This window comes from Pseudomonas sp. Rh2 (assembly GCF_040762985.1).
Lineage (GTDB): Bacteria > Pseudomonadota > Gammaproteobacteria > Pseudomonadales > Pseudomonadaceae > Aquipseudomonas > Aquipseudomonas taiwanensis.
In genome coordinates this window covers 1,217,307-1,232,020 of record NZ_CP142890.1, presented here as the reverse complement: position 1 = coordinate 1,232,020, position 14,714 = coordinate 1,217,307, and the positions used below count along the sequence as shown (strand labels likewise).

14 protein-coding genes are annotated in these 14,714 nt (G+C 62.0%); 5 read left to right on the top strand and 9 right to left on the bottom strand.

Features of this window, described 5'->3' with window-relative positions; all coding sequences use genetic code 11:
* Positions 1 to 48: 48 nt before the first annotated feature.
* From carA to grpE, 5 genes are all read right to left on the bottom strand, one after another.
* Entirely contained in the window at positions 49 to 1,185 is a 1,137-nt protein-coding gene (carA, locus tag VXM67_RS05540) for a glutamine-hydrolyzing carbamoyl-phosphate synthase small subunit (RefSeq protein ID WP_023378615.1), read from the bottom strand.
* A gap of 333 nt (positions 1,186 to 1,518) precedes the next feature.
* Positions 1,519 to 2,325: a 4-hydroxy-tetrahydrodipicolinate reductase gene (gene dapB / locus VXM67_RS05535; RefSeq protein WP_023378614.1), complete on the bottom strand. Its 807-nt coding sequence runs from the start codon at positions 2,323 to 2,325 to the stop codon at positions 1,519 to 1,521.
* 14 nt (positions 2,326 to 2,339) lie between these two features.
* Positions 2,340 to 3,467, bottom strand: a complete 1,128-nt coding sequence (dnaJ, locus tag VXM67_RS05530; protein WP_023378613.1) for a molecular chaperone DnaJ — start codon at positions 3,465 to 3,467, stop codon at positions 2,340 to 2,342.
* Between the two features lie 196 nt (positions 3,468 to 3,663).
* The gene (dnaK, locus tag VXM67_RS05525) at positions 3,664 to 5,586 is read right to left on the bottom strand and encodes a molecular chaperone DnaK (RefSeq protein ID WP_023378612.1); all 1,923 of its coding nucleotides are present in this window, start codon (positions 5,584 to 5,586) and stop codon (positions 3,664 to 3,666) included.
* Between the two features lie 102 nt (positions 5,587 to 5,688).
* A complete protein-coding gene (gene grpE / locus VXM67_RS05520; RefSeq protein ID WP_023378611.1) occupies positions 5,689 to 6,243 on the bottom strand; it encodes a nucleotide exchange factor GrpE in 555 nt (184 codons plus the stop codon).
* A gap of 192 nt (positions 6,244 to 6,435) precedes the next feature.
* Here grpE and recN point away from each other — a divergent pair, with 192 nt between their 5' ends.
* Complete coding sequence (recN, locus tag VXM67_RS05515; RefSeq protein WP_023378610.1) at positions 6,436 to 8,109, top strand: DNA repair protein RecN; 1,674 nt, start codon at positions 6,436 to 6,438, stop codon at positions 8,107 to 8,109.
* A 128-nt stretch (positions 8,110 to 8,237) separates the two neighbouring features.
* On the opposite strand, the gene fur is transcribed toward recN, so the two are convergent.
* Positions 8,238 to 8,642, bottom strand: a complete 405-nt coding sequence (fur, locus tag VXM67_RS05510) for a ferric iron uptake transcriptional regulator (RefSeq protein ID WP_023378609.1) — start codon at positions 8,640 to 8,642, stop codon at positions 8,238 to 8,240.
* Between the two features lie 97 nt (positions 8,643 to 8,739).
* Between fur and VXM67_RS05505 the strand changes: the two genes are divergently transcribed.
* Complete coding sequence (locus tag VXM67_RS05505) at positions 8,740 to 9,270, top strand: outer membrane protein assembly factor BamE (RefSeq protein ID WP_023378608.1); 531 nt, start codon at positions 8,740 to 8,742, stop codon at positions 9,268 to 9,270.
* 58 nt (positions 9,271 to 9,328) lie between these two features.
* Here VXM67_RS05505 and VXM67_RS05500 read toward each other — a convergent pair whose 3' ends face one another.
* Complete coding sequence (locus tag VXM67_RS05500; RefSeq protein ID WP_104882192.1) at positions 9,329 to 9,631, bottom strand: RnfH family protein; 303 nt, start codon at positions 9,629 to 9,631, stop codon at positions 9,329 to 9,331.
* On the bottom strand, positions 9,624 to 10,058 hold the full coding sequence (locus tag VXM67_RS05495; RefSeq protein ID WP_023378606.1) for a type II toxin-antitoxin system RatA family toxin: 435 nt from the start codon (positions 10,056 to 10,058) through the stop codon (positions 9,624 to 9,626). The genes VXM67_RS05500 and VXM67_RS05495 overlap by 8 nt, the downstream gene beginning before the upstream one ends.
* Positions 10,059 to 10,220: 162 nt before the next feature.
* On the opposite strand from VXM67_RS05495, the gene smpB reads away from it, so the two are divergent.
* Complete coding sequence (gene smpB / locus VXM67_RS05490) at positions 10,221 to 10,700, top strand: SsrA-binding protein SmpB (protein WP_367237544.1); 480 nt, start codon at positions 10,221 to 10,223, stop codon at positions 10,698 to 10,700.
* A gap of 60 nt (positions 10,701 to 10,760) precedes the next feature.
* Here the strand turns inward: smpB and VXM67_RS05485 are convergent, their stop codons facing one another.
* On the bottom strand, positions 10,761 to 11,528 hold the full coding sequence (locus tag VXM67_RS05485) for an FCD domain-containing protein (protein WP_023378603.1): 768 nt from the start codon (positions 11,526 to 11,528) through the stop codon (positions 10,761 to 10,763).
* 256 nt (positions 11,529 to 11,784) lie between these two features.
* Here VXM67_RS05485 and VXM67_RS05480 point away from each other — a divergent pair, with 256 nt between their 5' ends.
* Complete coding sequence (locus VXM67_RS05480; RefSeq protein WP_023378602.1) at positions 11,785 to 13,455, top strand: lactate permease LctP family transporter; 1,671 nt, start codon at positions 11,785 to 11,787, stop codon at positions 13,453 to 13,455.
* Positions 13,456 to 13,518: 63 nt separating this feature from the next.
* On the top strand, positions 13,519 to 14,694 hold the full coding sequence (gene lldD, locus VXM67_RS05475) for an FMN-dependent L-lactate dehydrogenase LldD (protein ID WP_023378601.1): 1,176 nt from the start codon (positions 13,519 to 13,521) through the stop codon (positions 14,692 to 14,694).
* Positions 14,695 to 14,714 lie beyond the last annotated feature (20 nt).

Genomic DNA, 14,714 nt, shown 5'->3' with positions numbered 1-14,714 from the left:
CGCTTCCGGGCGCGGCACGAGCCGGCCCGGGGCCTTGAAGCAGGATGCTCAGCGGCGCTTGGCCATGGCATCGATGAAACGATCGAACAGTGGCGCGACGTCGGTCGGGCCTGGGCTCGCTTCAGGGTGGCCCTGGAAGCTGAACGCGCTCTTGTCGGTGCGCTCGATACCCTGCAGGGTGCCGTCGAACAGCGACTTGTGGATGGCGCGGACATTGCCCGGCAGGGTGGCTTCGTCGACGGCGAAACCGTGGTTCTGGCTGGTGATCATCACCACGCCGGTGTCCAGGTCCTGGACCGGGTGGTTGGCACCGTGGTGGCCATGACCCATCTTGACGGTCTTGGCGCCGGAGGCCAGGGCCAGCAGCTGGTGGCCGAGGCAGATACCGAAGACCGGGATCTCGGTTTCCAGAATTTCCTTGATCGCCTGGATCGCGTAGTCGCAAGGCTCGGGGTCACCAGGGCCGTTGGACAGGAACACGCCATCTGGATTCATTGCCAGGACTTCGCTCGCCGGGGTCTGGGCAGGCACCACGGTCACGCGGCAGCCGCGGGCGACCAGCATGCGCAGGATGTTCAGCTTGACGCCGTAGTCGAAGGCCACCACGTGGTAAGGCAGGTCGGCAGCGTCAATGGTCGGGTGGCTGTCGGTTTTCAGCTCCCACACGCTGGAACGCCACTCGTAGCGCTCTTTGGTGGAAACGACCTTGGCCAGGTCCATGCCCTTGAGGCCCGGGAAGGCGCGGGCAGCGGCGATGGCGGCTTCTTCGCTGATGTTGTCACCGGCCAGGATGCAACCGTTCTGGGCGCCCTTCTCACGCAGGATGCGGGTCAGGCGACGGGTGTCGATACCGGCGATGGCGACGACGTTGTTGGCCTTCAGGTACTCAGGCAGCGACTGGGTGTTACGCCAGTTGCTGGCCAGCAGCGGCAGGTCACGGATGACCAGGCCAGCGGACCAGACGCGGTTCGACTCGGCATCTTCCGGGGTGGTGCCGGTATTACCGATGTGCGGGTAGGTCAGGGTAACGATTTGCTGCGCGTAGGAAGGATCAGTAAGGATTTCCTGGTAGCCGGTCATAGCAGTGTTGAACACCACCTCACCAACGGTCTGACCGTCGGCTCCGATGGCTTCACCGCGGAAAATACTGCCATCGGCAAGGGCGAGTATGGCTGGCTTTGTCAAGAAGACCTCCCGTTAATCAAGCATGAAAGGGCGATCGCAGGTTGCAAAAAAGCGGAGTGACGTATGGACACGTCACCCCGCTTTCATGTGCTGAATTCAATTCGCTGCGCGCTTTTAGTGGACACACTAAAGCTGTAGCTTACAGAAAAGTGCGTTTTAGGTCTACCGCATATGTGTCTCTAAAACACATGATTGCGACAGACTGACATCCCTGAAAACCCCTTCGCGGGTAAACCCGCTCCTACAGACACCGCGCCAAACCTCGGAGCAACGCCATTCCATGCGGGAGCGGGAGCAGGCTTACCGCGATGAAGCCACCGCCGCTCGACCTGCTTAACGCAGCTCGAGCACATCCTGCATGTCGTACAGGCCCGGCTCACGCCCATCCAGCCACAGCGCCGCACGCACGGCACCCTTGGCAAAGGTCATGCGGCTGGACGCCTTGTGGGTGATCTCCACGCGCTCGCCTTCGGCGGCGAACAGCACGGTGTGGTCACCGACTACGTCACCGGCACGCACAGTAGCGAAACCGATGGTCTGACGATCGCGCGCGCCAGTCTGGCCTTCGCGACCGTAAACGGCCACTTCCTGCAGATCGCGCCCCAACGCCTGGGCAACCACCTCACCCATGCGCAGGGCGGTACCCGAAGGTGCATCGACTTTGTGTCGGTGGTGCGCCTCGATGATCTCGATATCCACATCGTCGCCCAATACCCGCGCTGCGGTATCCAGCAGCTTGAGGCACAGGTTGACGCCAACGCTGAAGTTGGCGGCGAAGACGATCGGAATCTCCTTGCCCGCCTCGACCAGTTGCTGCTTTTCTTCCGGGGTAAAGCCAGTGGTACCGATGACCATGGCCTTGCCTGCCTTGCGGCAGAACGCCAGGTTCTTCAGGGTGACCGAGGGATGGGTGAAGTCGATCAGCACATCGAACTCGTCGGCGACCTTGGCCAGATCGTCGGAAATCGGCACGCCAATACGGCCCAGGGCCGCCAACTCACCCGCATCCGCCCCCACCAGGGAACTGTCGGGGCGATCGATCGCCGCCGTCAGGCCTGCCTGAGGCGCCTGTTGCTGCACGGCCTCGACGAGGGTCTTGCCCATCCGCCCCGCCGCGCCCATCACTGCAATACGTCGCATACGTCTGTTCCTTGTCAGAGATCGCCGAAGAAGCGCTTCACACCCTCGAACCAGCCACTGGCCTTGGGCGAATGAGAGCTGTCGCCATCGAGCGAATCGCGCAGTTCTTCAAGCAGCTCGCGCTGACGGCGGCTGAGGTTGACCGGCGTTTCCACCGCGACACGGCACAGCAGGTCGCCCGCCGCACCCCCACGCACCGGCGCCACGCCCTTGCCACGCAGGCGGAACTGCTTGCCGGTCTGGGTGCCTTCGGGGATCTTCAACTTGACCCGACCATCGAGGGTCGGCACTTCCAGCTCACCGCCCAGGGCCGCATCGGTGTAGCTGATCGGCACTTCGCAGTACAGATGCTTGCCATCACGCTGGAAGATCGCGTGCTCACGCACATTGATGACCACGTACAGGTCGCCGGTCGGGCCACCATGGGTACCGGCCTCGCCCTCACCGGACAGGCGGATGCGGTCGCCGGTATCGACGCCCGCCGGCACCTTGACCGAAAGGGTCTTGTATTCCTCGACACGGCCTTCGCCATGGCAAGAGGTGCAAGGGTCGGTGATGATCTTGCCTTGCCCATGGCAACGGGGGCAGGTTTGCTGCACGGCGAAGAAGCCCTGCTGCATGCGTACCTGGCCAGCACCGCCGCAGGTCGGGCAGGTGGATGGGGTCGACCCCTTCTTCGCACCCGAACCGTCGCAGGGTTTGCAGTTGACCAGCGTAGGCACCCGGATATTGACCGTGGTACCGCGCACAGCCTCTTCCAGATTCAGCTCCAGGGTGTATCGCAGGTCGCTGCCGCGCTGCGCGCCGCCACGAGCACCACCGCGTCCGCCGCCGAAGAAATCACTGAAGACATCACCGAAGATGTCAGAGAAGTTGGCACCACCGAAACCAGCGCCGCCACCGCCACCCATGCCAGCGTCGAAAGCGGCATGGCCATACTGGTCGTAGGATGCACGCTTGTTCGCGTCGGACAGCACTTCATAGGCCTCGCTGACCTCCTTGAACTGCTCTTCCGACGCCTTGTCATCCGGGTTGCGGTCGGGGTGGTACTTCATCGCCAGGCGGCGATAAGCCTTCTTGAGGTCACCTTCGCTGGCGCCACGCTCGACACCCAGGACCTCATAATAATCACGCTTTGCCATAGGTCATTTGCACTCTTGAGGGCGTTCGGCATGCTCCATGCCGTCAGCACCTGCCGCTACACGCCCAAAGCGCCCTGACAGATGCTGTAAAAATTCTCGTATTCCAGACACACCAACGCGGGAGCAAGCCCCCGCGCGGCGACATCCTACCAGTTCATCGTCAAATGACGCTCAACTGGCCGACAACATGCAGGGATTACTGCTTGTTGTTGTCTTTCACTTCTTCGAACTCGGCGTCAACCACGTCATCGTGCTTGGCTTCCGGCTCAGCCTGCTGGGCACCGCCCTGCGGCTGCTGAGCCTGTTCGGCGTACATCTTCTGAGCCACTGGCGCGGAGACTTTCGACAGCTCCTCGACCTTGGCATCGATGGCAGCCTTGTCGTCGCCTTTGACGGCGGCTTCCAGGGCAACGACCGCAGCTTCGATGGCGGTTTTTTCTTCGGCGGTAACCTTGTCACCGGCGTCAGCGACCATCTTGCGAGTCGAGTGAACCAGCGCGTCACCCTGGTTACGGGCAGCGGCCAGCTCTTCGAACTTGCGGTCTTCCTCGGCGTTGGCCTCGGCGTCACGCACCATGCGCTCGATTTCTTCGTCCGACAGACCGGAGTTGGCCTTGATCACGATCGACTGCGACTTGCCGGTGGCCTTGTCTTTGGCGCTGACGTGCAGGATGCCGTTGGCGTCGATGTCGAAGGTCACTTCGATCTGCGGCACACCGCGCGGGGCCGGCGGAATGTCGGCCAGGTCGAACTTGCCCAGCGACTTGTTCTGAGCAGCCTGCTTACGCTCACCCTGCAGAACGTGGATGGTCACGGCGCCCTGGTTGTCATCGGCAGTCGAGAACACCTGCGACTTCTTGGTCGGGATGGTGGTGTTCTTCTCGATCAGCGGAGTCATCACGCCGCCCATGGTTTCGATACCCAGGGTCAGCGGGCTGACGTCCAGCAGCAGTACGTCCTTCACGTCACCGGCCAGTACCGCGCCTTGAATGGCTGCGCCCATGGCAACGGCTTCGTCCGGGTTGACGTCCTTACGTGCTTCTTTACCGAAGAAGTCGGCAACGGCTTTCTGCACCATCGGCATACGGGTCTGGCCACCGACCAGGATCACGTCGTCGATCTTGCTTGCGTCGATACCCGCGTCTTTCAGCGCGATGCGGCAAGGCTCGATGGTACGGTTGACCAGGTCTTCGACCAGCGATTCCAGCTTGGCGCGGGAAATCTTCACGTTCAGGTGCTTAGGACCGGTAGCGTCCGCAGTGATGTACGGCAGGTTGACGTCGGTCGACTGAGACGAGGACAGCTCGATCTTGGCCTTTTCAGCCGCTTCTTTCAGACGTTGCAGGGCCAGCGGATCGTTCTTCAGATCCATGCCCGACTCTTTCTTGAATTCGTCGACGAGGTAGTCGATCAGGCGCATGTCGAAGTCTTCACCACCCAGGAAGGTGTCACCGTTGGTGGCCAGTACTTCGAACTGGTGCTCGCCGTCGACTTCAGCGATCTCGATCACGGAAACGTCGAAGGTACCACCACCGAGGTCATAGACGATCACGGTGTGGTCGCCCTTCGCTTTGTCCATGCCATAGGCCAGGGCAGCAGCGGTCGGTTCGTTGATGATGCGTTTTACGTCCAGACCCGCGATGCGGCCGGCGTCCTTGGTGGCCTGACGCTGGCTGTCGTTGAAGTAGGCCGGAACGGTGATGACCGCTTCGGTGACCGGCTCGCCGAGGTAGTCTTCGGCGGTCTTCTTCATTTTCTTCAGGACTTCGGCGCTGATTTGCGGCGGAGCCATTTCCTTGCCGCCGGCCTCGACCCAAGCGTCACCATTGTTGGCTTTGACGATCTTGTACGGCACCAGCTTGATGTCTTTCTGCACGACGTCTTCTTCGAAGCGACGGCCAATCAGACGCTTCACGGCGAACAGGGTGTTGTGCGGGTTGGTGACGGCCTGGCGCTTGGCCGACTGGCCAACCAGGATTTCGCCATCGTTGGCGTAAGCCACGATCGAAGGGGTAGTACGCGCGCCCTCGGCGTTCTCGATGACTTTGACGTTACCGTTTTCCAGAATGGAGACGCACGAGTTGGTGGTCCCCAGGTCGATACCGATGATTTTACCCATGTTGAATCTCCCGAAACTTGAATTTGGTAGCAGCGACTTCATTCAGCCAACTGCGGTAATACTTGAAGGCTTGACACCTAGATGGGGATGCCCTGACGGATTTCAAGCCTTTTCATCGATAGAAGGTTGTGGCGCTGCTGGCGCCTTGCTGACCACCACCATGGCGGGGCGCAGCAGGCGGCCATTGAGCAGGTAGCCCTTCTGGAACACGTTCAGCACGCTGTTAGGCTCGACAGTGGCGCTTTCCTGCATGGCCATCGCCTGATGGTGCTCGGCATTGAACGGCTGGCCGTGCGGGTCGATGGCTTCGAGGTTGTAGCGCTTGAGGGTGTCCTGGAACATCTTCAGGGTCAGCTCGACGCCTTCGCGAATCTGCTTGACGTGCTCGTCTTCGGCACTGGAGTGCGTCAGGGCGAGTTCCAGGCTGTCGATGACCGGCAGCAGGTCGCCGGCGAATTTCTCAAGGGCGAACTTGTGCGCCTTCTCGACGTCCTGCTCGGCACGACGGCGAATGTTCTGCAGTTCGGCGGCGGTGCGCAGGGACTGATCCTTGGCGGCGGCCAGCTGCTCCTCTAGCTCCTGGACGCGGGCATCGACGGACGTCGCACCAGCCTCTTCGGTATTAAGGGTGTTTTCATCCAGCTGTTCGTCAGCCATGGGTGTTCTCCTCCGCAAATTTCTGGTCTGCGAGCCTGGCTCGCCTTGTTTGTCGGCTATATGGGGCCGGAAAAACAGGCTTCAAGGGGCAATGTGGTTTTCAGGCAACGCAAGAATCTGCCAACGGGCATTGTCAGCCTCGAAAAAACTACTGTATAAATAACCAGACCAACCGCTTCGGGAGCCGCCCTCATGCTGGTGCACCTGTCCATTCACAACTACGCCATCGTCGAGCACCTCGACCTCGAACTGGCCCGTGGCATGTCCGTCATCACCGGTGAGACCGGCGCAGGCAAGTCGATCATGCTCGACGCCCTCGGCCTCACCCTGGGTGACCGTGCCGACAGCGGCGTTGTGCGTCCCGGCGCAGACAAGGCGGACATCCTCGCCACCTTCGACCTGGTGGACATCCCCGAGGCACGCGCCTGGTTGGCCGAACGCGACCTGGACATCGACGGGCCGTGCATCCTGCGCCGGGTCATCACCGCCGAGGGCCGAAGCCGCGGCTACATCAACGGCACACCCTGCCCGCTGGGCGACCTGAAGGCGCTGGGCGAACTGCTGATCGACATTCACAGCCAGCACGAACACCAGTCGCTGCTCAAGACCGACACCCATCGCCGCCTGCTGGACGAATATGCCGGTGCCATCGACCTGGCGCGCCAGGTGCAATTGGCCGCCAAACGCTGGAACCAGACCCGCCTCGAACTGGAGCGCCTGACCAACTCGAGCGACGAGCAACGCGCTCGCCATCAGCTGCTCAGCTATCAACTGGAAGAACTCGACAACCTGGGCCTGGGCGAAAACGAACTCGAACAACTCGAACAGGAACACAAGAACCTGACCAGTGCCGAGGCGCTGTTCGGCATTTGCCGCCAGGTCATCGACCAGTGCAGCGAGAGCGACTCGGGCAATGTGCTGAGCGCCCTCACCTCCAGCCTCAACCGGCTGGGCGCCGCCAACCATGCCCCCAAGGCACTGGCAGAGGCCGCCAACCTGATCGCCAGCGCGCAGATCCAGGTCGAAGAGGCCGTGGGCGAACTCAACCGCTTCTTGGACAACTTCGATGCCGACCCCATGCGCCTGCAAGCCCTGGAAGAACGCCTCGACACCCTCTACACCCTGGCACGCAAGCACCGCGTGCACCCGACCGAGCTACCGCACCTGCAACAACAGCTGATGGAAGAGCTGGAAGGGCTCAATGCCAGTGACGAATCCATCGAACGCCTGGGCGATGAGCTGACCGCCTACGCCCACCACTATAAAGAGAAGGCCAGCGAACTGAGCGCACTGCGTCGGCAGGCCGCCAGCCAGCTGGCAACTGCCGTCGAGCAGGAGATCCAGCGCCTGGGCATGCCCGGCGGGCGTTTCTGCATCGAACTGACACCAAACGACGGCCAGGAACTGTCGCCCCACGGCCTTGAGCAGATCGAACTGCTGGTCAGCGCCAACCCTGGGCAACCCCTAAAGGGCCTGGCCAAGGTGGCCTCGGGCGGTGAACTGTCACGCATCAGCCTGGCGATCCAGGTGATCACTGCTCAAACCTCCCGCATCCCGACGCTGGTGTTCGACGAAGTCGACGTCGGCATCGGCGGCCCCACCGCCGAAATCGTCGGCCAGTTGCTGCGCCGATTGGGTGAACGCGGCCAGGTCCTGACCGTGACCCACCTACCGCAAGTCGCCGCACAAGGGCATCACCATTTGTTCGTGCACAAGGTGCGCAACAGCGACACCACTCACACCGCAGTGACCAGCCTGGCCAAGCGCGAGCGGGTCGAGGAAGTGGCGCGGATGCTCGGCGGTATCGACTTGACCAAGGAATCCCTGGCGCATGCGCGCAAGATGGTGGTCAGCGGGAAGGCTTGAGATCTTCGGGCCCACCGGAACCGTGTCCGAGCCGGCGCGCTGGCGATTGGGCAGACATGAATCACCCGAGCCCTAAAGTACAAAGGCGACCCTGAGGTCGCCTTTGTCATGAACAACGATAAAAATCGTTACTTCTTCTTACGTACATACAGGACCAGATTGTGGTCCACGAGCTCGTAGCCATGCTCGGCGACGATCTCTTTCTGACGTTTTTCGATCTCGGCATCCATGAATTCGATGACTTCGCTGGTGTCCACGTTGACCATATGGTCGTGGTGACCGCCGTCCGCCAGCTCGAACACTGCATGACCGCCGTCGAAGTTGTGGCGAACCACCAGACCCGCTGCTTCGAACTGGGTCAGTACGCGATAAACAGTAGCCAGACCGACGTCCTCGCCCGCCTCCATCAGCGCCTTGTAGACATCCTCGGCACTCATGTGACGCTGCTCGGTCGAGTCCAGCATTTGAAGGATCTTGACTCGAGGCAGGGTCACCTTGAGACCGGCTTTGCGCAATTCGCTATTTTCAACCATGGTCAGCTTTCTCGCCGATGCTGCTTCGCAGCTTCTCTTAATACGGGTATGATCGGGGTTTACGTTGTCCAGCCAAGATAGTGGAAGTCGCCCACCGATGCAAAACACCAAGCTCTTGCTAACCAGCCTCACCTTTGTGGGACTGCTCGCACTCGCCGGTTGCTCGTTTCCCGGGGTTTACAAAATCGACATCCAGCAGGGCAATGTCGTTACGCAAGACATGATAGACCAATTACGTCCCGGAATGACCCGCCGGCAAGTAAGGTTTATCATGGGCAACCCGCTGATTCAGGACACGTTCAACACCAACCGCTGGGACTACCTGTACAGTCTGCAGCCTGGTGGCGGGCAGCGCCAGCAGGAGCGCATGAGCGTCTTCTTCAACGAAAGCGACCAACTGGTCAGCCTGTCCGGCGACTTCATGCCCGGCGTGAGCAAGGACCAGGAAATTCTCGGCGGCAGCGGCGACACCACCGTCAGCCCAGCCGGCGAAGGCCAACCGACGCCGCAGCCGGAAGAAAAACCTGCCAAACCCGGTTCGGTGGAAGAATCCATCCAGCGCGAAATCGACACCATCGAGACCACCCCGGTCCCGACCCCAGCACCGCTGGAAACCTCGCCGCAGTAATATTGCGGACAACAAAAAGCCCGGATCGCATCCGGGCTTTTTTGTGCACCCCAGGCGACTAGCGCTTGGCCCTGGCCTTGGCGGCGCGCTGCTTGCGCGCCTCCAGAGGGTCGACCAGCAGGGGCCGATAGATCTCCAGGCGATCGCCCTCCTCTACCTCGCGCACCGCCGGGTCACTGACCACCTTGCCGAAAATGCCCACAGGGCAACCTTCGACATCCAGACCGGCCACCTGCCCCGCAATCCCCGAAACACGCAACGCCTCGCGTACGGTCGTACCACGGGGCACTTCGCAGGCAAGCAACCACTGGCGCTCGGGCGTGGCGTAGACCACTTCGATTTTCAGCGAGCGCTCAACCATTGAGCTGCTTGGCGCGCTGGCAGAACGCATCTACCAGGGTATTCGCCGCCTGGTTGAACAACGGCCCCAGGGTTGCCCGCACGATAGGCCCGGCATAGTCGAAGGACAGGTCCAGGCTGATCTTGCAGGCCTTTTCACCCAGCGGCTTGAACACCCATACACCATGCAACTGGGTGAACGGCCCTTCTTCGAGATTCATCTCGATGGACTGGCCTGGCACCAGCACATTGCTCGTTACAAACTGCTGGCTCATGCCACCCTTGGCCACTTCCAGCTTCGCGCGCATGTGCGTATCGCTGGCTTCGATCACGGTCGATGCCGAGCACCAGGGCAGGAACTTCGGGTAGCTGGCTACGTCGTTGACCAGATCGTACAGCGCCTGGGCGGGATACGGCAGCAGGGCGGAGCGTTGAATATGGGTAGTCATCCAGGCGTCACTTCCAAGGCTGGGTGGCGGCGCTTCGCAGCGTGCCGAAAACAGGTTCTGTGCAAAAGACAGGGCCCGTATTGTCCGGTATTCATTCCACTGGCTCAAGCACACTGAAATCCCGTAGCCGACGACGCAGCGACTGCCTATAATGCCGCCCCTATGGCTAAACAAAAGAAACATCCGACCGGGACCATCGCGCAAAACAAGAAGGCGCGACACGATTACTTCATCGAACACAAGTTCGAGGCCGGACTGGTCCTGTCCGGTTGGGAAGTAAAGAGCCTGCGGGCCGGCAAGGCACACCTGACCGACAGCTACGTGCTGCTCAAGGATGGCGAGGCCTGGCTGTTCGGCAGCCACATCACCCCGCTGACCACCGCCAGCACGCATGTCATCGCCGACCCCACCCGCACCCGCAAGCTGCTGCTGAACAAGCGCGAGCTCGAGCGCGTGGAAGCCTCCGTGGCGCAAAAAGGCTACACCTGCGTGGCGCTGTCGCTGTACTGGAGCAAGCACCTGATCAAGTGCGAAATCGCGCTTGGCAAGGGCAAGAAGGAGTTCGACAAGCGCGATACCATGCGCGAACGCGACTCCAACCGCGAGCTGCAGCGTGCGGTGCGCAACAAGGGCAAGGAATAGTAATACGCTTCGGCCTGCGCTGGCCCTTTCGCGGGCAAACCCGCGAAAAGGCCAGCGTACTCAACGCCCGCTACGCCGCTCCGCCCGCGCGACCCGCTGCGCCTCTTCATGCGCCTCCTCCAGCACCTCCTGCACATACAGAATGTGCCGGCTGGACACCTCCCGCGCATCGTCAGCCCTTCCCTCGACAATCGCCAGGTACAGCTCCCGGTGCTGACTGATCAGCATGTCCCGGGTTTCTGAGCGCTGCTGGTACATGCCGCCGATATTGGTCACCACGTTACGCTTGAGCAGGTCGAACAACCCACGGATGGTGTGCAGCAGCACCGCATTGTGGCTGGCCTCGGCAATGGCCAAGTGGAAACGCGCATCGGCTGCGCCCTCCTCCGCCCGGGTGACTTCATCGACCCGGGTATAGCAGTCCTGCAAGGTGTCGAATGCTGCCTTCAGGCGCACGCGATCAGGCTCGGTGGCACGCTGCGCCGCGTAATAGGCGCAGGACGCCTCCAGGGTATGGCGAAACTCGAGCAAATCGCGCTGCGCCTCGGCGCTGTGCTCGAGCAGCTGGAGCAGAGGGTCACTGAAGGTCGAACCGAGGCTCTGCGCGACATAGTTGCCGCCACCCTGACGGCTGACCAGCAACCCTTTGGCCACCAGCTTCTGGATGGCCTCGCGCAGCGACGGACGGGACACCCCGAACTGCTCGGCCAGCACGCGCTCCGCAGGAAGCCGCTGCCCGGAGGTCAAGGTACCCTCGAGAATCATCCCTTCCAACCGATCGACGATGTCGTCGGACAGACGCCGTTGGCGGACCTGATCAAAAACCATCACATGCTCTCCACGAACCCCCTGCTTGTTTCGGGGGGCGTCTATTCTCGCCGATCCGCGCCGCGCAGACACCCATCAGCTATGGATTTTGCCAGCCAATCAGCTGGCCACTCATCGGCACGCGACCAAAGTTTTGCCTCGGACAAATTGACACACCCACGACAGCGCTTTTAACCTAGCGTCCAGCCATTGTAAATTGGTATTACCAATTATCCAATGCCAGTGCCTGACCAACAACAATTAGGGGCCACCCCATATGCAAACCTGGCAACAACTCTATACCCCGCTTGGTAGTCTCGGCCTGTCCGCACTGGCGGCGGTCATCCCTATCGTGTTCTTCTTCCTCGCGCTCGCCGTGTTCCGCCTCAAAGGCCACGTCGCCGGCAGCATCACCCTTGCACTGTCGATCCTGGTGGCGATCTTCGCCTTCCAGATGCCTGCCGACATGGCCTTCGCCGCCGCCGGTTATGGCTTCCTCTACGGCCTCTGGCCAATTGCCTGGATCATCGTTGCCGCGGTGTTCCTCTACAAACTCACGGTCAAGAGCGGCCAGTTCGAAGTCATCCGCAGCTCGGTGCTGTCGATCACCGATGACCAACGCCTGCAGGTGCTGCTGATCGGCTTCTGCTTCGGTGCCTTCCTCGAAGGCGCGGCCGGCTTCGGCGCACCGGTGGCCATCACGGCCGCGCTGCTGGTCGGCCTGGGCTTCAACCCGCTGTACGCCGCCGGTCTGTGCCTGATCGCCAACACCGCGCCCGTCGCCTTCGGCGCCCTGGGTATCCCGATCATCGTTGCGGGCCAGGTCACCGGTATCGACGCCTTCCACATTGGCGCCATGACCGGTCGTCAACTGCCGCTGCTGTCGCTGTTCGTACCGTTCTGGCTGGTGTTCATGATGGACGGCCTGCGCGGCGTGAAAGAAACCTGGCCAGCAGCCCTGGTCGCAGGCCTGAGCTTCGCCGTCACCCAGTACTTCACCTCGAACTTCATCGGCCCAGAACTGCCGGACATCACCTCGGCACTGGCCAGCCTGATCGCCCTGACCCTGTTCCTGAAAGTGTGGCAACCCAAGCGTTCGTTCGCAGAAGCCAAGGGCAGTGTCGGCGCCGCCGTGGTCAGCAGCGGTGGCAGCCAGCCTTCGCCCTACAGCCTGGGCGAGATCTTCAAGGCCTGGTCGCCGTTCCTGATCCTCACCGTGCTGGTCACCCTCTGGACCCTGAAGCCGTTCAAAGCCGCCTTCGCCGCTGGCGGCTCGATGTACAACTTCGTGTTCAACTTCGCCATCCCGCACCTTGACCAGCTGGTGATCAAGACCGCGCCGATCGTCACCACCGCCACCGCAATGCCGGCCGTGTTCAAGCTCGACCCAATCTCCGCCACCGGCACCGCGATCTTCCTGTCGGCGCTGATCTCCATGGCAGTGCTCAAGATCAACGTCAAAACTGGTCTGACCACTTTCAAGGAAACCCTCTGGGAGCTGCGCTGGCCCATTCTCTCGATTGGCATGGTGCTGGCCTTCGCCTTCGTCACCAACTACTCGGGCATGTCGTCGACCCTGGCACTGGTGCTGGCTGGTACTGGCGCTGCGTTCCCGTTCTTCTCGCCGTTCCTCGGCTGGCTGGGCGTGTTCCTGACCGGTTCCGACACCTCGTCCAACGCGCTGTTCAGCTCGCTGCAGGCCACCACCGCGCACCAGATCGGGGTCAACGACACCCTGTTGGTGGCTGCCAACACCAGCGGCGGCGTGACCGGCAAGATGATCTCGCCGCAGTCGATCGCCGTGGCCTGCGCCGCGACCGGCCTGGTCGGCAAGGAATCCGACCTGTTCCGCTTCACCGTCAAGCACAGCCTGTTCTTCGCCACCATCGTCGGCCTGATCACCCTGATCCAGGCTTACTGGCTGACCGGCATGCTGGTTCATCACTAAAGTGAAAGGGGCCGGGCGCCATGGCGCGCCCGGTAACTTCCTCAACCCACGCTGCGAGAATCCATGATCATTTCCGCCTCCACCGACTATCGCGCCGCGGCCCAACGCAAGCTGCCCCCTTTCCTCTTCCACTACGCCGACGGCGGCGCGTACGCCGAGCACACCTTGCGTCACAACGTCTCGGACCTGGCCAGCATCGCCCTGCGCCAGCGCGTACTGAAGAACATGTCCGAGCTGAGCCTGAAGACCCAGCTGTTCGATGAAACCCTGAGCATGCCCGTGGCCCTGGCGCCCGTTGGCCTGACCGGCATGTACGCGCGCCGTGGTGAAGTGCAGGCGGCGCGCGCAGCCGCTGCCCATGGCATTCCGTTCACCCTGTCCACGGTTTCGGTGTGCCCGATCGAAGAAGTGGCTCCGGCCATCGACCGGCCCATGTGGTTCCAGCTGTATGTCCTCAAAGACCGCGGCTTCATGCGCAACGCCCTGGAGCGCGCCAAGGCCGCCGGCGTGAAGACGCTGGTATTCACCGTCGACATGCCAGTGCCGGGTGCCCGCTACCGCGATGCCCACTCCGGCATGAGCGGCAAGAACGGCCCGCTGCGCCGGGTGCTGCAAGCCATGACCCACCCTGAATGGGCGTGGGATGTTGGCGTGATGGGCCGCCCGCACGACCTGGGCAACATCTCCAAGTACCGGGGCAACCCCACCGGCCTGGCCGACTACATCGGCTGGCTGGGCAACAACTTCGACCCGTCGATCTCATGGAAAGACCTGGAATGGATTCGTGAATTCTGGGACGGCCCGATGATCATCAAGGGCATCCTCGACGCCGACGACGCCCGCGACGCGGTCAAGTTCGGCGCCGACGGCATCGTGGTGTCCAACCACGGCGGCCGCCAGCTCGACGGCGTGCTGTCCAGCGCCCGCGCCCTGCCGGCGATTGCCGACGCGGTGAAAGGCGACCTGAAGATTCTCGCCGACTCCGGCATTCGCAGTGGCCTGGACGTGGTGCGCATGATCGCCCTGGGTGCCGACACCGTCCTGATCGGCCGCGCCTTCCTCTATGCCCTCGCCGTCCACGGCCAGGCTGGGGTGAAGAACCTGCTCGAACTGTTCGAGAAGGAAATGCGCGTGGCGATGGTGCTGACCGGTGCCAAGTCGATCAGCGAAATCACCCGCGATTCGCTGGTTCGCGAACTGGGCGCGCTGAGCCGCTCCCACGAAGCCATCCCCGCCTGACTGCCTGATAAACCCGGGGC

Bases quoted from the DNA above. Each gene is read 5' to 3' on its own strand.
- dapB (WP_023378614.1), bottom strand. From the start codon at position 2,325: ATGCGACGTATTGCAGTGATGGGCGCGGCGGGGCGGATGGGCAAGACC.
- dnaJ (WP_023378613.1), bottom strand. From the start codon at position 3,467: ATGGCAAAGCGTGATTATTATGAGGTCCTGGGTGTCGAGCGTGGCGCC.
- dnaK (WP_023378612.1), bottom strand. From the start codon at position 5,586: ATGGGTAAAATCATCGGTATCGACCTGGGGACCACCAACTCGTGCGTC.
- grpE (WP_023378611.1), bottom strand. From the start codon at position 6,243: ATGGCTGACGAACAGCTGGATGAAAACACCCTTAATACCGAAGAGGCT.
- recN (WP_023378610.1), top strand. From the start codon at position 6,436: ATGCTGGTGCACCTGTCCATTCACAACTACGCCATCGTCGAGCACCTC.
- fur (WP_023378609.1), bottom strand. From the start codon at position 8,642: ATGGTTGAAAATAGCGAATTGCGCAAAGCCGGTCTCAAGGTGACCCTG.
- VXM67_RS05505 (WP_023378608.1), top strand. From the start codon at position 8,740: ATGCAAAACACCAAGCTCTTGCTAACCAGCCTCACCTTTGTGGGACTG.
- VXM67_RS05500 (WP_104882192.1), bottom strand. From the start codon at position 9,631: ATGGTTGAGCGCTCGCTGAAAATCGAAGTGGTCTACGCCACGCCCGAG.
- VXM67_RS05495 (WP_023378606.1), bottom strand. From the start codon at position 10,058: ATGACTACCCATATTCAACGCTCCGCCCTGCTGCCGTATCCCGCCCAG.
- smpB (WP_367237544.1), top strand. From the start codon at position 10,221: ATGGCTAAACAAAAGAAACATCCGACCGGGACCATCGCGCAAAACAAG.
- VXM67_RS05485 (WP_023378603.1), bottom strand. From the start codon at position 11,528: ATGGTTTTTGATCAGGTCCGCCAACGGCGTCTGTCCGACGACATCGTC.
- VXM67_RS05480 (WP_023378602.1), top strand. From the start codon at position 11,785: ATGCAAACCTGGCAACAACTCTATACCCCGCTTGGTAGTCTCGGCCTG.
- lldD (WP_023378601.1), top strand. From the start codon at position 13,519: ATGATCATTTCCGCCTCCACCGACTATCGCGCCGCGGCCCAACGCAAG.